This window comes from Oceanibacterium hippocampi (assembly GCF_900172325.1).
Taxonomy (GTDB): Bacteria; Pseudomonadota; Alphaproteobacteria; order Sneathiellales; family Sneathiellaceae; genus Oceanibacterium; species Oceanibacterium hippocampi.
Genome location: NZ_FWFR01000001.1, coordinates 2223437 through 2243957, shown reverse-complemented (window position 1 = coordinate 2243957; position 20521 = coordinate 2223437). Strand labels below are relative to the sequence as shown.

General features: G+C 68.2%; 16 protein-coding genes. 9 read left to right on the top strand and 7 right to left on the bottom strand.

The genetic code is table 11. The annotated features are described in order from the left end of the window. The first annotated feature begins 70 nt into the window (after window positions 1-70). Together OCH7691_RS10650 and OCH7691_RS10645 are read left to right on the top strand one after the other, a co-directional pair. Window positions 71-1825, top strand: a complete 1755-nt coding sequence (locus OCH7691_RS10650) for a M23 family metallopeptidase (RefSeq protein ID WP_085883342.1) — start codon at window positions 71-73, stop codon at window positions 1823-1825. Then, window positions 1794-2279: a bactofilin family protein gene (locus tag OCH7691_RS10645; protein ID WP_176244995.1), complete on the top strand. Its 486-nt coding sequence runs from the start codon at window positions 1794-1796 to the stop codon at window positions 2277-2279. The genes OCH7691_RS10650 and OCH7691_RS10645 overlap by 32 nt, the downstream gene beginning before the upstream one ends. Window positions 2280-2336: 57 nt before the next feature. On the opposite strand, the gene rnk is transcribed toward OCH7691_RS10645, so the two are convergent. Continuing rightward, a complete protein-coding gene (gene rnk / locus OCH7691_RS10640) occupies window positions 2337-2771 on the bottom strand; it encodes a nucleoside diphosphate kinase regulator (protein WP_085883340.1) in 435 nt (144 codons plus the stop codon). A 50-nt stretch (window positions 2772-2821) separates the two neighbouring features. After that, window positions 2822-3124, bottom strand: coding sequence for a YjiS-like domain-containing protein (locus tag OCH7691_RS10635; RefSeq protein WP_085883339.1), 303 nt, complete (start codon window positions 3122-3124; stop codon window positions 2822-2824). 457 nt (window positions 3125-3581) lie between these two features. Here OCH7691_RS10635 and OCH7691_RS10630 point away from each other — a divergent pair, with 457 nt between their 5' ends. After that, entirely contained in the window at window positions 3582-4139 is a 558-nt protein-coding gene (locus OCH7691_RS10630) for a PRC-barrel domain-containing protein (RefSeq protein ID WP_085883338.1), read from the top strand. 278 nt (window positions 4140-4417) lie between these two features. Continuing rightward, a complete protein-coding gene (locus OCH7691_RS10625; protein WP_139839618.1) occupies window positions 4418-5194 on the top strand; it encodes a matrixin family metalloprotease in 777 nt (258 codons plus the stop codon). Between the two features lie 21 nt (window positions 5195-5215). Here OCH7691_RS10625 and prfB read toward each other — a convergent pair. The 3 genes from prfB to OCH7691_RS10610 all read right to left on the bottom strand — a co-directional run bounded on the left by prfB (window position 5216) and on the right by OCH7691_RS10610 (window position 10176). Then, a protein-coding gene (gene prfB, locus OCH7691_RS10620) for a peptide chain release factor 2 (RefSeq protein WP_139839617.1) occupies window positions 5216-6344 on the bottom strand; the annotation gives its coding sequence in 2 pieces (ribosomal slippage) (window positions 5216-6274 and window positions 6276-6344; 1128 coding nt in all). A 104-nt stretch (window positions 6345-6448) separates the two neighbouring features. Further along, entirely contained in the window at window positions 6449-8881 is a 2433-nt protein-coding gene (locus tag OCH7691_RS10615) for a penicillin-binding protein 1A (RefSeq protein ID WP_085883605.1), read from the bottom strand. An 89-nt stretch (window positions 8882-8970) separates the two neighbouring features. Beyond that, the gene (locus tag OCH7691_RS10610; RefSeq protein WP_085883336.1) at window positions 8971-10176 is read right to left on the bottom strand and encodes an N-acetylmuramoyl-L-alanine amidase; all 1206 of its coding nucleotides are present in this window, start codon (window positions 10174-10176) and stop codon (window positions 8971-8973) included. A 502-nt stretch (window positions 10177-10678) separates the two neighbouring features. Between OCH7691_RS10610 and OCH7691_RS10605 the strand changes: the two genes are divergently transcribed. Then, window positions 10679-13513, top strand: a complete 2835-nt coding sequence (locus tag OCH7691_RS10605) for an Rne/Rng family ribonuclease (RefSeq protein ID WP_085883335.1) — start codon at window positions 10679-10681, stop codon at window positions 13511-13513. 119 nt (window positions 13514-13632) lie between these two features. Here the strand turns inward: OCH7691_RS10605 and OCH7691_RS10600 are convergent, their stop codons facing one another. Beyond that, window positions 13633-14796 carry a pyridoxal phosphate-dependent aminotransferase gene (locus tag OCH7691_RS10600; RefSeq protein ID WP_085883334.1) on the bottom strand — a complete coding sequence of 388 codons (1164 nt, stop codon included), beginning with the start codon at window positions 14794-14796 and terminating at the stop codon, window positions 13633-13635. A 9-nt stretch (window positions 14797-14805) separates the two neighbouring features. Then, window positions 14806-16146 (bottom strand): gamma-glutamyltransferase, encoded by a 1341-nt coding sequence (locus OCH7691_RS10595; protein WP_176244994.1) that lies wholly within the window; start codon window positions 16144-16146, stop codon window positions 14806-14808. A gap of 7 nt (window positions 16147-16153) precedes the next feature. Here OCH7691_RS10595 and OCH7691_RS10590 point away from each other — a divergent pair, with 7 nt between their 5' ends. The 4 genes from OCH7691_RS10590 to OCH7691_RS10575 all read left to right on the top strand — a co-directional run bounded on the left by OCH7691_RS10590 (window position 16154) and on the right by OCH7691_RS10575 (window position 20516). Further along, entirely contained in the window at window positions 16154-17497 is a 1344-nt protein-coding gene (locus tag OCH7691_RS10590; RefSeq protein ID WP_085883333.1) for a M48 family metalloprotease, read from the top strand. Window positions 17498-17541: 44 nt separating this feature from the next. Further along, on the top strand, window positions 17542-19041 hold the full coding sequence (gene glpK / locus OCH7691_RS10585; RefSeq protein WP_085883332.1) for a glycerol kinase GlpK: 1500 nt from the start codon (window positions 17542-17544) through the stop codon (window positions 19039-19041). A 99-nt stretch (window positions 19042-19140) separates the two neighbouring features. Beyond that, window positions 19141-19890, top strand: a complete 750-nt coding sequence (locus OCH7691_RS10580; RefSeq protein WP_085883331.1) for a DsbA family protein — start codon at window positions 19141-19143, stop codon at window positions 19888-19890. Window positions 19891-19919: 29 nt separating this feature from the next. Then, a complete protein-coding gene (locus tag OCH7691_RS10575) occupies window positions 19920-20516 on the top strand; it encodes an HD domain-containing protein (protein WP_085883330.1) in 597 nt (198 codons plus the stop codon). Window positions 20517-20521 lie beyond the last annotated feature (5 nt).

The following is a 20521-nucleotide window of genomic DNA, read 5'->3' as shown; positions in this document are numbered from 1 at the left end:
ATCGGCATTACCGATTTCTTCACATCTTTCGGCGTCCATAGCCGAAGCGGAACCCTGGGGGGCGAGGACGGTGAACCAGCGGCCAAACTGGCGCGAGCGATTCTTTCCCGAGCGCCAGATCTACCTGCGCAGCAGGGGGCGCGTGCGCTTCCTGACACTACGCCTGGGTCACCAGATCGGCCTTGTCGCCCTGCTCGTACTCGGCCTCGCCGGGCTTGCCCGTGGTGCCTACGAGGTGGTCTTCCAGGACAGCCTGCTCGACGCGCGCGGGATCGAGATCGAGATCCTCCGGACCGAGCGGCACCATCTTGCCGACTCGCTCGACACCACCCGGCAGGAGCTTGTCCGGGCCAACGACGAGCTCGCCTCCGGCTACAGCAAATTGCAGGAACTCATTGAATTCAGGTCGAAACTCCGTTCCGACCTGGATGCCACATCGAGCATCCTCGAGGCAGAAACGGCGCGCCGGCAGAAGGCCGAGCAGCGCGGCGGGCGGCTCGCCTCCGACAACGCGACGCTCCGCCGCAAGCTGCAGGCGGCCGAGCAACGGTCCGCCGACCTCGCCCGCAAGCTCGCGAAACTCGAGCTGGAGGTCGCGGCCGCCGGCGAGGATCGCGACACGACACGGAACAGGCTCGCCGCCTCGCTCCGCGACCTCACCGAACTGCGCGACAAGCTGCAGACGGCGCTTGCCGACAACCGGCGGCGCGATGCCCGGCTGGCCACGCTGGCCGGCGAACTGGAAGCCAAGCGCAGCCTCGCCGCGCAAGAGGCGGCCGCCGGCGAGCGCCTGCGCAGCCGGCTGGCGAACCTGGAAGCCGCCTACGAGTCCGCCAAGCGGAAGAGCGCCGCGCTGACCGCCGAGCTGACCGAGCGCGAGGCGACCCTGGCCGGCGTCATCGCCCAGCGCGACCGGCTCGCCGATACCAGCAGCGATGTCAGCAGCCGGGCGTCGGAGCTTCTGACCCAACTCGCCCGGACCACCGAGACGGCGGCGCTGGCGCGCGACGCGCTGCATGCGAACCAGAGCCGGCTCGCCGCCGAGCGGGCGCGCCAGGAAGGCATCCTGCAGGAACGCGACCGGCTGCGTCGCGCCGTCGCCGAGCTCGAGGATACCGTCGATATCATCCGCCGCTCGCAGACCAATCTGCTCGCCCGGGTGCAGGAACAGACCCTGGCCGGGGTCGCGGTCCTTGAGGACGCGATCCGGCTGGCCGGGCTTGACCCCGACAGTTTCGTGACCGAACCGCCGGCGGAAACGATCGGCCAGGGCGGGCCGCTGACCCTGACCGGCGTGTCGGCCGGTGCCGCGGACGATCTCGGCAGCGTCATGTCGGATGCCGGGCAGATCGAGCTGATCCTTGCCCGCTGGAGCGGCCTGCAGGCGGCGCTGTCGCAGATGCCGCTCGCCCGCCCCTCGGACAATGGCTACATCTCGTCGCTGTTCGGCAAGCGGCGCGATCCGTTCACTAAGCGCAAGGCCTACCATTCGGGTGTCGATATCGCGGCACCGAAGAAGACCCCGGTACTGGCCACGTCGGCCGGCACGGTCACCTATGTCGGCAGCAAGGGTCCCTACGGTCGGCTGGTCGAGATCGACCACGGGGCCGGCTTCAAGACCCGCTACGCGCATCTTTACAAGACCCTCGTGAAGCGCGGGGAGAAGGTGCAGTTCCGGCAGAAAATCGGACTCATGGGATCGACCGGGCGGAGCACCGGGTCGCATGTCCATTACGAGGTCCTCTTCCAGGGCAAGAATTACGACCCATCCGACTTTTTCGAGGCAGGACGCTATGTTTTCAAAGGCGGAAAAGACGACGGCTAGACGGACGACGAGCAACGCGCCGCCGTCCATCATCAGCGCCAACCTGAAGGTCCTCGGCAATCTCGAGACCGATGGCGAGCTCCATGTCGATGGCGAGGTCGACGGCGACATCGCCGCGCGCAAGCTGACCATCGGGCAGACAGCCTGTGTCCGGGGCGAGGTTCGCGCCGACGACGTGACCATCCATGGCGAGGTCCGGGGCTGCGTCCGCGCGGGCCGGGTCGCGCTCACGAAGACCGCGCGGATCACCGGCGACATCCATCACGAGAGCCTCGCGATCGAGGCAGGCGCGACGCTTGACGGTCATTGCCGCAACTCGCAGAAGGCCGCCGAGACCAAGCGTATCGAGGCGCCGCAGCCGTCGAAGCCGGCCGACGGTGCGGACAGGCCGGCGGCGCAGGACGACGCCGGCAACGGGCTCGCCGCGAAGGATTCGATCGCCGCGCGGATCTGACCGGCCCGCCGGGACGCCGCGATCGCGACGCGCCTGCGAAGCCGGCCAGCGACCGTTTCAGAGATCGAAGCGGCCGTCCGCCTCTGGCTGGTAGACAACCTTGACGACGGTCAGTTCCTTGGAACGGCCGTCCCGTGTCGTCCACTCCATCGTCTCGCCCTCGGACAGGCCGATCAGCGCCGTCCCGACCGGGGTCAGGATGGAAAGCTTGCCGGCCGAGATATCCGCCTCGCCCGGATAGACGAGCGTGTAGGTGCGGACCTTGCCGGTATCCTCCTCGCGCACGGTCACCTGCGAATTCATGGTGACCACGGTCGCCGGGATCTCGGTGGCGTCGACCACCTTGGCGTTCTCGAGTTCCTGCGCCAGCATGCGGCTGACTTCGTTCAACTGGTCATACCGATTCGCGAGCCCGAACAGCCGCTCGTGGTCGCGGTCGGTCACGATGATGGCGTCGGAGCCGAGAGTTGTCTCGCTGTGCCTTGTCGACATGACTTTATCCTTTGTCTTGAAATGAATGAATGGGTGCTGACGGCGGGCGATCAGGCGATCGCCAGCGCCGGTAACGGTGACGGAAGAATGATGGACGGGCGCTCGCCGCTCACGGTGCGGCGCGGTCCCGGCCTCCTCCCGGAGGCGGGTGCCTGCTCCGTCCCCGCTGCCGCGCGATCGTCGACCGCCTTGCGGGCGGCCTCCCCGATGCGCCCCCGGACCACGCCGATATCGTCGAGCAGCCGGTCGTCGAGCCGGCGCAGGACCCGGATCGTGGCGATGCGTGTCTGGCGCCGCCGCCACAACGATCGCAGGGAATGGAAATCGGACTTCAAACGATGAAACCAGATCATGGTACGTGCCTCGCCAGTGGCCGGCCCGTCGTGACGGCTGCCGGCCCGTTCCTGCCAGAGCCCGAATCCGCAGCCGTGACCGGAACAGTTACGGGCCGACCGTCGTCAACGACGACGGTCGATCAGCAGGACTGATCGGTCAGGACACCGGAATGAGCGTTATGGAGTTGGGACTCGTTGGGCAGCCCCGAGCCGGCAAGAACAGTAGACGCGAATCCTACCGCAAGCTCGGGGGCGGGCCATCCGCGGCCAGGCACCCCGATCGTCGTAGCGCAGCGAAAATGTGCAGGACGGTCATCATCCCCTCTATCTAGGGAAACCCGGCGGAAAAGCAAGATGAACCGGCGTTGTGACAGTTGTGAATCCGGATCGTGTCAATTTCCGGACGCCTGCTGACGAGGCCGGGGCATCTTCCTATGTGGAGGGGACGGAGAGTGGCAATCATGGAGGAAGAACCATGTACAAGACGCAGAATTTCGTCCTCGCCTCGCTGCTCGCGCTTGCCGTCGCGAGCCCGGCCATCGCCGAGACCGCGACCACCGGCAGCGACGCCGTGCAGCCGAAGGCGCCCGAGGCGACCCAGACCACGCCGCGCGCGATGACGGCACCGGCCGGGACCGCCTCGATCACCGTCCAGCACGACAACCAGGTCCTTTCGTCCGATCTCGTCGGCCGGCCGGTCGTCAACTCGGAAGGCCAGAATATCGGCGAGATCTCCAACCTGATCATCGACGACCAGGATCGCGTGGTCGGCGCCGTGGTCTCGGTCGGCGGATTTCTCGGCCTCGGCAGCAAGGAGGTCGGGGTCGCCTGGAACGAGATCCGGCTGAGCCGCGAGGACGACAAGCTGATCGCGATGGTCGACATGTCCGAGCAGTCGCTCACCGCGGCGCCGGAGTTCAAGTCGCTGGCCGAGGCCGAGCGTGACCGCGCCGCCGCGGCCGCCCAGGCCGAGCGGGCCCGCCAGCTCGAGCAGCAGACCAAGGGTCAGCTTCCGGGTGCCGCGGCCGAGTAACCCGGTCCGCCTCCCTGCGGGTCGCCGCCGCGAGAGACCGCTCGCCTCCCGCGGCCGCGAATGACGCGGCAGCGGCCTGAAACTCCGGGACGTCCCGCCGCCAGAGCGGTCGGGCGTCCCGTTCTTTTTCTACCCTTCGTTGACCTCGCGGCCGATGTCGTTTATCGAATCATTACCAATCGGCGCGATGCTGGTTGCCGAATGGGCCGGGTACAGTAGTCCTACCGAGCCGGGTCCGCTCGAATTACGGAAATCCGTTACGGCGGCACGGAGTTTCGGTGAGGATACCGGTTACAGTTGTTGCCCTTCTGGCAGTGCTCCTGCCCGGCATCATGTCGGCGGCGGTCGCGCGCGACCGTTACCAGCTTCTCAGCCTCAACGGCAGTCTCGTGAAATGGGGCGCGCCCGCGCTGAAGTCGGGCGCAACCGTGAGCTATGCTTTCGCCGCCTCGGCGATGCATTTCCCGACCGCCCGGAACTGCCGCGCCATCGATGCCATGACCTCGCTGTTCGACGATCCGGCCATCAGCCCGGAGGTTCTCGACCGCGAGACCGCGGCCGCCTTCGCCATGTGGGAACAGGCTGCCGATATCCGCTTCGTGCGCACCGATGACGCCACCAAAGCGGGCATCGTCATCGGCGTCCAGGCGGTTCCCCGGGGCATCGCCTATGCCGATGTCGATTACCGCCGGGACCAGGATGGCGGTATCCGCGCCATCCGCCAGTCGCGGATCTGCCTCAACCCCGAACGGACATGGAAGATCGGCTTCGACGGCGACCGGACGATCTATGACCTCCGCTATGCCCTGGCGCACGAGATCGGCCACGCGATCGGCCTGGACCATGCCGGCCCCTCGGGGCAGCTGATGTCGTTCCGCTATACCGAGCTCTTTCGCGGCCTGCAGCCCGGCGACATCGCCGGCGCCGCCGCGCTTTACGGTGCCGCCGACCCGACCGTCGTCGCCGCGCCGGCCGGCGCGGGCCCGGCCGCGTCGGTCGAGCGGTTGCCGGCGGACGTGCCGGCTGTCGAGCGCCCGCTCACCAGGATGAACTGACCCGGCGCACGCCGCCCTGCCTCAGGACGCGCCGTCCTCGGCCTCATTGTCTTCGCCGACCCGCTGGGCCAGCGCCGCCGCCATGAAATCGTCCAGCGCCCCGTCGAGCACGCCCTGCGTGTTGCTGGTCTCGACGCTCGTCCGCAGGTCCTTGACCATCTGGTAGGGATGCAGGACGTAGGAGCGGATCTGGTGGCCCCAGCCGATATCGGTCTGGGCGCCGCGCATCGCCGCCGCCTTCTCTTCCCTGAGTTGCAACTCGCGCTCGTAGAGGCGGGCCTTCAGCATGCCCATCGCCGTCGCCCGGTTCTTGTGCTGCGAGCGGTCGTTCTGGCACTGCACGACGATGTTGGTCGGAATATGGGTGATGCGGACGGCCGAATCGGTCCGGTTGACGTGCTGTCCGCCGGCGCCCGAGGCCCGGTAGGTGTCGATCCGGAGATCCTTGTCCTCAATCTCGATCTCGATGCTGTCGTCGATCACGGGGAATGCGCCGACCGAGGCGAAGCTGGTGTGGCGCCGGGCCGACGAATCGAACGGCGAGATGCGGACCAGGCGGTGCACGCCGGATTCCGTCTTCAGCCAGCCATAGGCGTTCTCGCCGGCGATCTGCAGGGTCGCCGACTTGATGCCGGCCTCCTCGCCGCCGCTCTCCTCGATCAGCGTCACCTTGTAGCCGCGCGCCTCGGCCCAGCGGCTGTACATGCGGACCAGCATGGAGGCCCAGTCCTGGCTCTCCGTGCCGCCCGCGCCGGCATGGATCTCGAGATAGCTGTCGAGCTGGTCGGCCTCGCCGGACAGCATGCTTTCCAGCCGCCGGCGCGCCGCGTTGGCCTGCAGCGCCCGCAGCGACGCCTCGGCCTCGCCGAGGACTTCCTCGTCATCCTCAAGCTCGGCAAGCTCGATCAGCTCGATGGTGTCGGCAAGATCCTGTTCGAGGGTCTTGTAGCCGGTGACCGCCTCGTCGAGGCGGCGGCGTTCCTTCATCAGCGACTGGGCGCGGTCCGGATCGTTCCAGAGCGCGGGATCCTCGCTGAGGGCGTTCAGCTCGTCGAGGCGACGGGTTGCGCGATCCCAGTCAAAGATGCCTCCTCAGCAGTTCCAGCGACTGCTTGATGTCATCGATTAACGCCTGCTGTTCAGCCCGCATCTGATCTCTCTAGCTTCGGAATTCGGCGCGACAGCCAGCGGATATCGCGCATCGCTCGATCTCGCCCGCTATCGCGGCGGGCGACCATAAAACCTTGCCCGGCCTCAGTAAAGCCCGCCGGTCCCCGACGACAGCGAGCCGCCCGCGCTAGCTGCCCCACCGGCCGCGCCGATATCGGATCCGTCCAGCACGGCGGCCGCGGCGGTCGGTTCTGTGCCCGGCCGGAAGGCCTCCAGGATCACGTTGCGGTCGCCCGGCTGGGCGGCGACGCCCGAATCGGCGCGCACCCGGACCAGGCGGATGCCCGGCGGCACCCGGAACGGGATGGCCGGCTGGCCGGCCAGCGCCTCGGCCATGAAGGCCTTGAAGATCGGCGCCGCGACCGAGGCCCCCTGCTCCTTGTCGCCGAGCGTCGAGGGCTGGTCGAAGCCGGTATAGACGCCGACCGCGAGGTCCGGCGCGAAGCCGACGAACCAGGCGTCGAAGCTGTCGTTGGTGGTGCCGGTCTTGCCGGCGAGCGGCCGGCCGAGGCTGGCGATGCTCCGCCCGGTCCCCCGCTCGACCACGCCCTCGAGCATGGACACGACCTGGTAGGCGCCCTCCGCGCTCATCACCCGGCTCCGGTTGTCGGGCAGCTTCGGCACCGGCTGGCCATGCCAGGAGGCGGCAAGGCAGCCGTCGCAATCGCGCTTGTCATGACGGAAGATGGTCCGGCCGCGGCGATCCTGGACCCGGTCGATCAGGGTCGGGGTCAGGCTCTTGCCGCCATTGTCGAGGATCGCGTAGGCGGTCGTGAGCTGGAGCAGCGTCGTCTGCATCGCGCCGAGCGACATGGAGAGGATCTGCGGCATGTCCTCGGCGATCCCGAAGCGCTTCGCGTAGTCGGCGACGACGTCGATCCCGAGCGACCGGGCGAGCCGCACCGTCATCAGGTTGCGCGATTTCTCAAGACCGAGGCGCAAGGTACTGGGACCGTAGAACTTGTTCGAATAGTTGCCCGGCTTCCATTTGCCGAGTTCGCCCTGGTCGAGGACGAACGGGGCGTCGAGCACGAGGCTCGACGGCGTGAAGCCGTTCTCCATTGCCGCGGCGTAGACGAAGGGCTTGAAGGCCGAGCCCGGCTGCCGGGCCGCCTGGGTCGCGCGGTTGAACTCGGACACCGCGTGGCTCCAGCCGCCGACCAGCGCCAGCACCCGCCCGGTGTGGGGATCCATCGCGACCAGGGCGCCGTTGATCTTCGGGATCTGCTCGAGCGCGTAGCGATTGCCGGCCCCGCCCTCTTCCGCCAGCGGCGAGACCGCGACGATGTCGCCCTTGTCCAGGACATCAGCCGGTGACTTGACGGCCGGCCCCCGGCCGTCGACCGAGATGAATTTCCGCGCCCATTTCAGCGCGTCGAGCGGGATCGTCCCGGTGCTCCCGTCCTGGAAGGCAATCATCGCCTCGCGGGCATCGAGACCGGTCACCACGGCCGGCCACCAGCTCGTCAGGCCGGACGGAACCGGCCATTCGGCGAAGCGCGCCTGCCAGTCGCCGTCGAGCGGCAGCCTGTCGAGCGGGCCACGCCAGCCGTGCCGCCGGTCGTAGGCGCGCAGGCCGTCGCGCAGGACCCGCTGGCCGAGCAGTTGCAGCTCGGTCTCCATCGTCGTCCGGACCGAGAGCCCGCCATCGTAGAGACCGTCTGCGCCATAGAGATCGTAAAGCTCGCGGCGGACCTCCTCGACGAACCAGTCGGCCTTGACGAAGGTCGCCTCGCGACCGGGAACGACGCCGAGCGGGGTCGCCTCCAGGGCCACCATCTGGTCGGCCGGGACATAGCCGTCCTCGACCATCCGGCCGATGATCCAGTTGCGCCGGGCGATCGCGGCATCGCGCTTGCGCACCGGGTGGTAATTGTTCGGCGCCTTCGGCAGCGCCGCCAGGTAGGCCGCCTCGGGGATCGTCAATTCACCGAGCGCCTTGTCGAAATAGGTCAGCGCCGCGGCCGCGACGCCGTAGCTGCCCTGGCCGAGGTAGATCTCGTTCAGATAGAGCTCGAGGATCCGCTCCTTCGGCATCGTGCGCTCGATCCGGAAGGCGAGGATCATCTCCTTGACCTTGCGCTCGATCGAGACCTCGTTGGTCAGCAGCATGTTCTTCGCGACCTGCTGCGTGATTGTCGAGGCGCCGACCGGCCGCCGGTCGGTACCGATCTGCCGCAGGTTGACCAGGACGGCGCGCGCCACGCCGATGAAATCGACGCCCGGATGGCTGAAGAAGCGCTGGTCCTCGGCCGAGAGGAAGGCCTGCCAGACATGCTTCGGGATCACCTCGATCGGCACGAAGAGCCGCCGTTCCCGGGCATATTCGGTCAGCAGGGAGCCGTCGCCCGCATGCACGCGGGTGACCACCGGCGGCTCGTAGCCGGCGAGCTGCTGGTAATCGGGCAGGCCCTTGCCGTAATGCCAGAAGGCATAAAGCACGGCACCGGCCCCGGCGATGCCGCCAAGCAGCCCGAGCACAAGCAGAACGATAAAGACCTTGAGGAGACGCTTCATGGTGTCATTCAAATGGGCGAGGTCTCTGAAAGTTCCAGTTTCGCGCGCTTTTTCAGGACCAGGCCGGACCCGGGCGGGCGACGCGACGGCTATTCCGACCTGATTTCCCTGAAATAACGGTCAACGGCGGAGACCACGCCTTCGGTCATGCGTTCCTGGCCGGCCTTGGAGAACAGGAAGTCGTAGTCCTGACTGTTCGAGAGATAGCCGAGTTCGACCAGAACCGAGGGCACGTCCGGCGCCCGCAGCACGCGGAAGCCGGCATAGCGGTGATCGCGGCTCACCCCGCCGTTCCGCTGGGTGATCTCGGGCAGCAGGATCTTGGCGAAGGCGGCGGCGAAATTCTTGGTCTCGCGCTGGGCGAGATCGATCAGGATGCCGCTGACCGCATCGTCATGCAGCGCCAGGTCGACGCCGGCGATGACGTCGGACTTGTTTTCCTTGTGGGCGAGCGCCTCGGCCTCGTCGTCGGAGGCGGTCTCCGAGAGCGTGTAGACGGTGGCGCCTCGCACCTTGGGGCTCTTGATGCTGTCCGCGTGGATCGAGATGAACAGGTCGGCCTCTTCCTTACGGGCGACGGCCACCCGGTCGCGAAGCGAGAGGAAAACGTCGCTCGAGCGGGTCATGACCACACGATACTGCGGCGACTTGTGCAGTTCCCCGGCGATCCGCCGGGCCACCGCCAGCACGAGATCCTTCTCCTGGCCGCCGTGGACGCCGATCGTCCCCGGATCGACGCCGCCATGGCCGGCATCGATGACGATGGTGTAGCGTCTGGCCTCCTTCGCGACCGGCGGCGTCGCCGGCAGCGGCTCCGGCCGAATCGCCGCGATCTTGGCAAGCCGTTCACGATCGCGCGCCGCGGCGGCAAGGAAGGCGTCCCGGCCGGTCGGCCTGATGTCGATGTAGAAGCGGTAGGGCTTTCCGTCCCGGGGCGGCAGCAGTTCCGCCGCGGTCACCTCGACCGGGCCGCGCACGTCGAGCACGACGCGCGAGGTATCGGGACGGAACAGGCCGAAGCGATAGCTGTCGATCAGGCCGACGGGACGCTGGTCCTGATGCGGCGGCAGGTGCCAGTCCACCACCGGGAAATCGATCACCACGCGATAGGGATCCGGCAGCACGAAGACCTGGAACGGCGCTTTCTCGGTCAGTTCCAGGACGAACCGCGTCTTGCCGCCGTGATCGCCGACGCGGGCCGCCGTCGCCACGAGGTCGGCCGTCGCCGGGGTCGCGGCCGCGCAGAACAGCAGGGCGAACAGGATTTGCAGGAGACGACGCTGGACTGGCCACATGAGACGGATTTCGCTGCCCGGTTCGAAGGGTTCCCTGCATACCAGCTTCGGGCCCGCCCGCCAACACGTCGGAACCCTTTCGGTCGGCCGCGCCGCGCGGCATCCGCCGATATTGCGGAGGCCGGAGAATTATATTGTGGAACTCCGCGCTTTGAAGCTATCTTGCGGGTGCGAGCCTCCGTAGTCAGACCGCGCCCCGAAAGGGACGGTCGGCGCAACATTCGACAGCTTTAGTACGGCATTTGGTCAAGTTGCCAAATCCCCGGAGCGTACGGGTGCCGCGCTCAAGACAGCACGGAGTTTGAATGAGACTCGAAGCCGTGCGGCGGTATCGTTCACGATCCGCTGCACCGCGTTAATGGCGGTTATTGCCAGGCGCCACGGTCAGTATTTGTCGTGAGCCGCCAGGTTGTCCGGCTGAAGCGCGGAGGTTTCGCCTGAACAGATGACGGCAACCCGCGCGTTGTTCGCGCGCAGCGGGGGTGTCGTCCCGGAGAAATAAATGGCTACGCGTATGTTGATCGACGCGACACACGCCGAGGAAACTCGTGTTGTCGTCGTCAAGGGAACGCGGCTCGAAGAGTTCGATTTCGAGACTTCGACGAAGAAGCAACTCAAGGGCAATATCTACCTCGCCAAGGTAACCCGCGTCGAACCGTCGCTTCAGGCGGCGTTCGTCGAATATGGCGGCAACCGGCACGGCTTTCTCGCCTTCAGCGAAATCCACCCGGACTATTACCAGATCCCGGTCGCCGATCGCGAGGCACTGATCGAGCAGACCAAGGCGGCCGAACGCGCCGCCGTCGAGGAGGAAGAGGCCGACGTCGAACGGCCCCGCGGGAGGCGCGGCCGCGGCCGGCGCTCCAAGAAGGACGACGAGGGCCAGGCCGGCAACGCCGAGACGGCGTCGGATGCGGACCAGTCCGGCCAGTCCGACGCCGAGCACGGTGCCGATGACGGCACTGAGGACGCCAACGGCGAGACCCACGCGGTCGAGAGCGTCGGCGGCGACGAGCTCGACGATGTGCGCCAGAAGCGGGCGGTACATCGGGCCCGGGACTACAAGATCCAGGAAGTCATCAAGCGCCGCCAGATCCTGCTCGTGCAGGTCGTCAAGGAAGAGCGCGGCACCAAGGGCGCGGCGCTGACCACCTACATGTCGCTGGCCGGCCGCTATTGCGTGCTCATGCCGAACACCGCGCGCGGCGGCGGAATCAGCCGCAAGATCGTCAATCTCACCGACCGCAAGCGGCTGAAGGAAATCGTCTCCTCCTTCGAGGTTCCGGAAGGCACCGGCGTCATCGTCCGGACCGCCGGCCTGAGCCGGACCAAGGCGGAGATCAAGCGCGACTACGATTACCTGCTGCGTGCCTGGGACGAAATCCGCGAGACCACGCTGAAGTCGATCGCGCCATGCCTCGTCTACGAGGAGGCGAGCCTGATCAAGCGCTCGATCCGCGACCTCTACGACAAGGATATCGACGAGATCCTGGTCGAGGGCGAGGAAGGCTACAAGACCGCGAAGAGCTTCATGCGCATGCTCATTCCGAGCCATGCCAAGAAGGTCCAAGCCTACCGCGAGCCGCTCCCGCTGTTCCAGCGCTACCAGGTCGAGCAGCAGTTCGCGTCGATGTATTCGCCGACCGTGACGCTGCGCTCCGGCGGCTACATCGTCATCAATCCGACCGAAGCGCTGGTCTCGATCGACGTCAACTCGGGCAAGGCGACGCGCGAGCATTCGATCGAGGATACTGCCTACAAGACCAACCTGGAGGCGGCCGACGAGGTCGCCCGGCAACTCCGGCTGCGCGATCTGGCGGGACTGATCGTCATCGACTTCATCGACATGGAGGAGAATCGCAACAACCGGAATGTCGAACGGCGGATCAAGGATGCCCTGAAATCCGACCGTGCCCGCATTCAGGTCGGCCGGATCAGCGCCTTCGGGCTGCTCGAGATGTCGCGCCAGCGGATGCGGCCGAGCCTGCTCGAGGCGAGCACCGAGCCCTGCCCTCATTGCCAGGGCACCGGTTATATCCGCTCCACCGAATCGACCGCGCTGCACATCCTCCGCGCGATCGAGGAGGAAGGCGTGCGTGATCGCACCTCGGCGTTGACCGTGCATGTCGACACCGACACCGCGATCTACCTGCTCAACCAGAAGCGCGACACGTTGCAGGCGATCGAAGGTCGCTACGGCATGCGCGCCTTTGTCTATGCCGATCCGAGCCTGATCCCGCCGGACCACCGGCTCGACCGGACCGTCGCCAAGCCGGAGGAGGAACGCGGCAAGACCGCCGTCGCGCTCGCCCCGCCGCCTGAAGAGGACGAGGACGACGACGAGCCCGAGATCGAGGTCGCGGAAACGCCGAGCGCGGACAGCGACGGCGAGGCCGCACCGAGCAAGCGCCGCCGCCGCCGCCGCCGCCGGAAACCCGGCGATGGCGAGGGCCATGCCCAGCAGGGCCATGAGGCGTCCGAGCAGAGCGACGATGAGGAAGGCGACAGCGATGGCGGTGCCGCATCCCGGCCCGCCGCCGCCGATGGCGAACAGCCGGAGGGTCAGCCCAAGCGCCGCCGTCGCGGCCGTCGCGGCGGGCGCCGCCGGCGGTCCGGCGACGAATCGTCGACCGAGACGTCGACTGCCGTTCAGGGTGACGAGGGCAACCGCGACACGACTTCGGGCGAACAGCCCCAGGATGGCGACACACCGGCCGTGATGCCGGGCGAAGGCGAACAGCCGGACGTCGGCATCGTGTCGGGCGCCGCGAGCGCCGATATCGACGCGGCACGGCCGGCAGCCGAGGAAACCCCCGACATGCCACAGGCGGCGGAGCCCGCCGAACCGGTCGCTGCGGAGGTGGCCGAGGCACCCGCCGCGGAGACGGTCGAAGCGGCCGTCGAGACGGCGCCGGAGAAGCCGAAGCGCCGACGCCGGAGCCCGCGCGCCAAGAAGGTCGAGGAGACGCCGGCCGAAATTGGAGCCGAAACCGTGGCCGAGACCGAGACCGCCAGCACGACGGAACCGGTGGCCGCAAGCCCTGCCCCGGAAACCGTTTCGAGCGAGCAGCCGGCGATCGAGCAGGCGGCCGCTGGCACAGAGGACGCTCCGGTCGAGGAGCCGCCGGTCGAGACAGCAGCCGTGCGGGACGAGGCGATGGCGCACGATATCGCCGAGACCGAACGGGTTGAGACACTGCCGGAACCGGCCAACGAGCAGGTCGCCGACAGCGCCGACGAACCGACACCGGAAACCGTCGACGCCGGCAACGGCGAGGACGAGAAGGCCGAAGGCAAGCGCCGTATCCGGCTCGGCTGGTGGCGGCGGCGCGACTGACGCGCCGTCAACCCGGCTGGCGGCGGTTCGACCGCTGACCTGACAACCCGACGGGCGGGTCGAGCGGAGTGCGTTGCGCCCCCTCGCCCGCCCTTCGGCGTTAACCGATCAGGCCGGGCTCAGCCCCTGCCCGCCGTGCGAAGCCTTGGCCAGCCGACGATGCGCCGGGCGGCCTCGGCAATCTCGGGCTCCGCGCCCGCGAAGGAAAAGCGCACGTATGATTCGCCGTCGACCGGATCGAAATCCGTCCCCGGCGTCGCCGCGACACCGATCTCGGCCAGCATCTCCTTGCAGAAATCGGTTGCCGAGTTGGTGTGCCGGCTGACATCCGCGTAGATGTAGAAGGCCCCGTCGGCCGGCGCCAGCCGGTCGAAACCGGCCTTCGGCAATGCCTCCAGCAGCACCGCCCGGTTGCGCGCATAGGCCGCGACATTGGCCTCCAGTTCCTCGCGCGCCGAAAAGGCGGCGAGCGCCGCCCACTGGCTCACCACCGGCACGGAAATATAGAAGCTCTGGGCCAGCCGCTCGATCGGGCGAACCATGTCCGGCGGCAGGACCATCCAGCCGACGCGCCAGCCGGTCATCGAGAAATATTTCGAGAAGGAGTTGACCACGATGGCGGACGGATCGACGGCCAGCGCCGTCACCGCCGGTCGTTCGTAGGTGATGCCGTGGTAGATCTCGTCGGAAATCAGCCGCATCCCCCGCGCCCGGCAGGCCGCCGATAGCGCGCGGTAGTCGTCGAGTTCCAGCATCGTGCCGGTCGGGTTGGCGGGACTGGCGACCAGCAGGCCCTTGAGCGGACCCTCGACGGCGTCGAGATGGGCCACGGTCGGCTGGAAGCGGCTGTCCGGCCCGACCGGGATGTCGACCACCTCGATCCCGAGGGCACGGAGGATGTTGCGGTAGGCCGGGTAGCAGGGCCGGCCGAGGGCGATCCGCTCGCCATGATCGAACAGCGCCAGGAAAGCGAGCAGGAAGGCGCCGGAAGAGCCGGTCGTGACGGCGATCCGTTCCGCCCCCACGTCGACGCCATAGGTTTCGCGGTAATGGCCGGCGATCGACTCGCGCAGTGCCGGCAGGCCGAGCGCGTCGCTGTAGCCCAGGACCTGGCTGTCGATCGCCGCCTTGGCCGCTTCCCGGACCAGGCGCGGCGCCGGGGTGCCCGGCTGCCCGACCTCCATGTGAAGGACATCGCCGCCGGCCGCGGCGCGCGCCGCCGCCGCCTTCATGACCTCCATGACGATGAAGGGATCGACGTCACTACGCTTCGAGAAGGTCATGCCTGCCACTCAGTAATTGTCGGCGCTGCTGGCGAGGCCGAAGCCGGCCGGATCGTTGACGGCGCGGCAGCTCTTCGGTTTGTCGGGCAGACCCTCGGGACAGACAGCGAGATTGAGCAGCCCGCCCTTGCTGTGCGCCATCGCCTGCCCCGCATCGTCGCGTTTCCGAAGCATCCGGAAGGCGGCCGCGGCGACCCGTTCGGGTGTCCGTGCCCCGCCGGTCGCGACCGCCGCGCCATAGAATTGGTCGGTATAGCGGTTGAAGGCGACGAGCAGCGGCGCCGGTCCCTTCGACGGATTGTCGGCGGCGGCCGGAATGGTGCCGGAAATGGCTGCCAGATCGGCAATCCCGAACGGCCGGTTCATGGTTACCGCGCAGGCGACGGCATTGCCCTGGCGGTCGACGGTGAGGAAGCTGGTGCTGGCATAATCGGCCGTGGCCTCGGAATCGGCTGCCACCTGGCCGCCATCCTCGAGCGCCGTCAGCGCCGCCGCGACCCGTTCGCCGTCCTCGTCGCTGGTCGTATGCGCCTCGAGATCGCCGATCTCGACCGTCCGGGTCTTCTGCCAGCGCGGCTTGTAGTTGCGCAGATCCTCGACCGTCAGCCGGCCGCCGAGCGCGGCGGTATCGGCGACGAAGTCGGCGGCGATCTGGCCGCCGTAGAAGGCGGCACCGCCCTGCGCCCGCAGCCGACTGATCAGGCCGGCAAGGCCGATCCGGCGATAGGGCGTCCCCTCTTTCAGCAGCGCGCCCTGCTGGTCGCGCAGGAGCGGGGCCAGCCGGCCATCGGAACGGCCCTCGAAGGCGGTGAGCGAACGGGCCATCGCCCGCGACACCCGCTCGCCGTTCCGCGCGATATTCTCGGCCGGCGAGAGCAGCGCGGCCCAGCGCAGGTCGCCGTAGCGGGCCTGCATCGCGGCCATGCCGCGCATCGAGCCCGGGATCGCGACCGGCCCGCCCGCGCTCGGCACGCCGGGCAGGAAGTCCAGGCTCTCGATCTCGTTCTTGCGCGCCTGGTAAACCAGGCAGCGACCGCCGCCGCCAAGCGCGGCCGCCGACGGATAGGTCACGGCAAGCGTGAAGTAGAGACCGACCGCGGCATCGACGGCGTTGCCGCCGGCGGACAGGATCTCGCGGGCGACCAGCGCCGCGCGCGGCTCGTCGGCGACGGCGCCGCCGAGGAACCCTTCGACGCTGCCGACCGTTCCCTTGGGAACCGAGGCGCCACAGCCGGCGAGCAGCAGCCCGGCGAGCAGCGGCAGGGCCCGGCCGAGACGGAGTCCGGAGGCAAGTTTGCCCCCCTTGCATTGACGCGCCTCCCGGCGGTCCCTACCTTCAAGCCCTGACAATGGTGATATGACCTTGCTCCGACGCTTTCTGACAATCTTCGCGTTGTTCGGCTTCCTGTTCGCCGATGTGACGGGTGCGTTTGCGCGCCCGTCCCTTCCTATCATCCGCGACGCGGAAATCGAAGATACAATCCGGCTCTACTCGCTGCCGATCTTCGAGGCGGCCGGGCTCGACAGCGAGGTCGTCCGCGTTCACCTGGTGAAATCGGACTCGATCAACGCCTTCGTCGCCGGCGGCCAGCGGATCTTCCTGTTCACCGGCCTGATCATGCGGACCGAGAAGCCCGACCAGCTCATGGGCGTGATCGCCCATGAAACCGGCCACATCGCCGGCGGCCACCTGGCCCGCGGAAAGGACGCGATCGAGAACGCCACGACGGCGGCGATCATCGGCTACATCCTCGGCGCCGCGGCGATCGTTGCCGGTGCCGGCCAGGCCGGATCGGCGATCATCCTCGGCGGCCAGGGCGTCGCCCAGCAGAATTACCTGAGATACAGCCAGACCCAGGAAGCCTCGGCCGACCAGGCGGCGATCAGCTACCTGGACAATGTCGGCGTGACCGGAAAAGGCATGATCGACGTGCTGGAACTGCTGGGCGAGCAGGAGATGCTGCTCTCCGCCTCCCAGGACCCCTATGCCCGCACCCATCCGCTGAGCCGCGACCGTATCGCGGCGCTGGAACGCCGGGTCAACGCCTCGCCCTACGCGAAGACCCCCAACAATCCCGACCTGGTGATCCGCCACGACCGCATGCGGGCCAAGCTCATCGGCTTCATCAAGCCGCTCAACCAGGTGCTGCAGACCTACCCGACCAGCGACACCAGCCTCGTTGCCCGCTACGCCCGGGCGATTGCCTATCATCTCAAGCCGGATTTCGCCAAGGCGGCGGCGGAAATGGACAGCCTCCTCGCCGAATGGCCGGACGATCCCTATTTCTGGGAGCTGAAGGGCCAGATGCTGTTCGAGAACGGCAAGATCGAGGACTCGCTGGAGCCGCTGGCGAAATCGGTCAGGCTGGCACCCGCCTCGCCCCTGCTCCGGCTGCTCTACGCCCGGGCGCTGATTGCCACCGAACGGCCCGAGGCCTATCGCCAGGCGATCGGCGAGCTCGAGGAAGTGGTCCGCTACGAACCCGACAATCGCGGCGCCTGGCAGCAGCTTGCCATCGCCCTCGGCCGCGACGACCAGCTTGGCCTCTCGGCGCTCGCCAGCGCCGAGCAGCATCTGCTCGGCGGCAACAAGCGCGACGCGCGGATCTTCGCCCAGCGCGCCATCGACAAGCTGCCCGAAGGCACGCCCAGCCGCCAGCGGGCCGACGATATTCTCGCGGCCGCCTCGAAACCCGAATAAGATCGCCGCAAAAGAAACCGACGAACAGCAGCGAGGGGGGCGCGATGCCGGCAGGCCGCCATATCCTGTCCATCGACCAGGGAACGACATCCACGCGGGCCATCCTGTTCGACCGTGACGGCAGGCCCGGCGTCACGGCGCAGGTCGAGCTGCCGCAGATCTACCCGCAATCGGGCTGGGTCGAGCATGACGCGGAACGGATCCGGAGCGACAGCCTGCAGGTCGCGCGCGACGTGGTCGAGCAGGCCGGCGTCGAGACGATCGAGGCGATCGGCATCACCAACCAGCGCGAAACCACCCTGCTCTGGGACCGGGAGACGGGCGAGCCGCTGCACAATGCCATCGTCTGGCAGGACCGGCGCACGGCGGCCCATTGCGAACGCATCGTGCAGGAAGGCGCGGCGGACATCATCGCGGCCAGGACCGGCCTTGTCGTCGACGCCTATTTCTCGGCCAGCAAGCTCGCCTGGCTGCTCGACAACGTTGCCGGCGCGCGCGACCTGGCCGAGGCCGGCAAGCTCGCCTTCGGCACTGTCGACAGCTACCTGCTCTGGCATCTGACCGGCGGCCGGGTCCATGCCACGGACGCGAGCAACGCCGCCCGCACCATGCTCTACAACATCCACGACAACGATTGGGACGATGAGCTGCTCGGCCTGTTCCGCATCCCGCGCGCGGTGCTCGGCACGGTCTGCGACTGTTCCGGCGAGCTCGGCGTCACCGACAGCCGCATCTTCGGGCGCGCGATCCCGATCACCGGGATGGCCGGCGACCAGCAGGCGGCGAGTTTCGGCCAGGCGCTGTTCGAGCCCGGCATGGTCAAGAGCACCTACGGCACCGGCTGCTTCATGCTGCTGAATACCGGCGACAGGGTCGTGACCTCGTCCAACCGCCTGCTCTCGACCATCGCCTGGCGGATCGGCGGCCGGACCACCTACGCGCTGGAGGGCTCGATCTTCGTCGCCGGTGCCGCCGTGCAATGGGTCCGCGACGGCCTGCGCGCGATCGGCTCGGCGCACGAGACCGAGGCGCTGGCCGCCGGCATCGACGATACCGGCGGCGCCTATCTGGTGCCGGCCTTCACCGGGCTCGGCGCGCCCTACTGGGACCCGGACGCGCGCGGCGCCCTGGTCGGCCTGAGCCGCGCCACCGGTGTCGCGGAGATCGCCCGCGCGGCCCTCGAATCCGTCGCCTACCAGAGCCGCGACCTGATGGAGGCGATGGCCGCCGACATGCGCGCGGAAGGCGCGGCGGCGCCGAACGCGCTCCGCGTCGATGGCGGCCTGGTCGCCAACGACTGGGCGATGCAGTTCCTCGCCGACATCCTCGACCTGCCGATCGAGCGCCCGGTGGTGACCGAGACGACGGCGCTCGGCGCCGCCTACCTGGCCGGGCTCGCCACCGGATTCTATGCCAGCCAGGCGACCATCGCGGAGATCTGGCAGCGCCAGCGGCGCTTCGAGCCGCAGATGCCGGCGGCGCGGCGGAACGCGCTCTGCGCCGGCTGGCGGCGCGCCGTCGCCCAGACGCGGCACCGCGGCTGAGGCGCTCCGGGTCAGGCACCCGCTCACGGGAATTTTCCTTGTGATGCATCCTGCGCGCCCTCAAGATGCGCCAAACGTTCCCCGTTTCGCGAGAATCGCATGACCGCCATCCGAACCTTCCTTGCCGCGCTGGCCCTCGCCGTCACGCTTCTCGGCGTCACCGGCGCGCAGGCCGGCGAGTCCCTGGACGAGGCCCAGGAGGCGCGCATCCGCGAAATCGTCCGCGAATACCTGATCGAGCACCCCGAGGTCATCGTCGAGGCGCTGCAGGCGCTCGAGGCGCGCGAGCAGGCGGCGCGCCAGGATTCGCTGAAGGATCGCGTCGTTGCCCATGCCGACGGCCTGTTCAACGATCCGACGTCGCCGATCCTCGGCAACCCGGACGGCGACGTGACGATCGTCGAGTTCTTCGATTACCGCTGCCCCTATTGCAAGCGCGCCCACCGGGCGCTCGCCGAGGTCCTGGAGGCGGACGGCAACATCCGCGTCGTGCTCAAGGAATTTCCGGTGCTCGGCAAGGACAGCGTGACCGCCGCCCGCGCCGCGCTGGCGGCCGTCCACCAGGACGGCTACCTAGCGTTCCACGAGGCCATGATGGCGAACGAGGGCAACCTCGGCGAGGACCGGGTGCTGGCGCTCGCCGCCTCGGTCGGCCTCGACACCGCGAAGTTGCAGCAGGACATGGCCTCCGAGGAGATCGTCGCCGTCATCCGCCGGAGCTATGCCCTCGCCCAGGCCCTCGACATCACCGGCACGCCGGCGTTCGTGGTCGGCGAAAAGGTCTATCCGGGCGCGCTGACGGCCGACCAGTTCCGCGAGATCGTGAGGCAGGCGCGCGGCGACAGCTGAACGCGCCGACCGCCCAGGAGGAGACGACCATGGCCGATAACGACGACGAGCTTCCGCGCGCGAGCTTCACCAACATGGCCGACAGCACGAAGGCCGACTGGCGGGCGATCGGCCCGCATTACGCGGCCTTTGCCGGCGCCCTGCCGGAACGGGTTCTCGGCCATCTCCGCGGACTCGAGGGCGATTGCGGCGGTTTCGCCGTCGACCGGCTGGAACATTCGCTGCAGACCGCGACGCGCGCCCACCGCGACGGCCGCGACGAGGAATACGTTGTCTGCGCCCTGATCCACGACATCGGCGACCTGCTCGGCCCGTGGAACCATGCGGACATTGCCGCCGCCGTGCTCAAGCCCTTCGTCTCGCCCGAGAACCACTGGATGGTCGAGCAGCACGGCATCTTCCAGGGCTATTACTTCTTCCATCACATCGGCCGCGACCGCAACATGCGCGAACGGTTCCGCGGTCATCCGGGCTTCGAACAGACGGCGGAATTCTGCGCCAAGTACGACGGGCCGGCCTTCGATCCGAACTACGACAGCATGCCGCTGGAGGCCTTCGTGCCGATGCTGAACCGGGTGATGGCACGGCCGAAGCAGTCGATCTACGCCTCGGAAGCGGCCGAGTAGGCTCG

Bases quoted from the DNA above. Each gene is read 5' to 3' on its own strand.
- OCH7691_RS10645 (WP_176244995.1), top strand. From the start codon at position 1,794: ATGTTTTCAAAGGCGGAAAAGACGACGGCTAGACGGACGACGAGCAAC.
- rnk (WP_085883340.1), bottom strand. From the start codon at position 2,771: ATGTCGACAAGGCACAGCGAGACAACTCTCGGCTCCGACGCCATCATC.
- OCH7691_RS10635 (WP_085883339.1), bottom strand. From the start codon at position 3,124: ATGATCTGGTTTCATCGTTTGAAGTCCGATTTCCATTCCCTGCGATCG.
- OCH7691_RS10630 (WP_085883338.1), top strand. From the start codon at position 3,582: ATGTACAAGACGCAGAATTTCGTCCTCGCCTCGCTGCTCGCGCTTGCC.
- OCH7691_RS10615 (WP_085883605.1), bottom strand. From the start codon at position 8,881: ATGAAGCGTCTCCTCAAGGTCTTTATCGTTCTGCTTGTGCTCGGGCTG.
- OCH7691_RS10610 (WP_085883336.1), bottom strand. From the start codon at position 10,176: ATGTGGCCAGTCCAGCGTCGTCTCCTGCAAATCCTGTTCGCCCTGCTG.
- OCH7691_RS10605 (WP_085883335.1), top strand. From the start codon at position 10,679: ATGGCTACGCGTATGTTGATCGACGCGACACACGCCGAGGAAACTCGT.
- OCH7691_RS10600 (WP_085883334.1), bottom strand. From the start codon at position 14,796: ATGACCTTCTCGAAGCGTAGTGACGTCGATCCCTTCATCGTCATGGAG.
- OCH7691_RS10590 (WP_085883333.1), top strand. From the start codon at position 16,154: ATGACCTTGCTCCGACGCTTTCTGACAATCTTCGCGTTGTTCGGCTTC.
- glpK (WP_085883332.1), top strand. From the start codon at position 17,542: ATGCCGGCAGGCCGCCATATCCTGTCCATCGACCAGGGAACGACATCC.
- OCH7691_RS10580 (WP_085883331.1), top strand. From the start codon at position 19,141: ATGACCGCCATCCGAACCTTCCTTGCCGCGCTGGCCCTCGCCGTCACG.
- OCH7691_RS10575 (WP_085883330.1), top strand. From the start codon at position 19,920: ATGGCCGATAACGACGACGAGCTTCCGCGCGCGAGCTTCACCAACATG.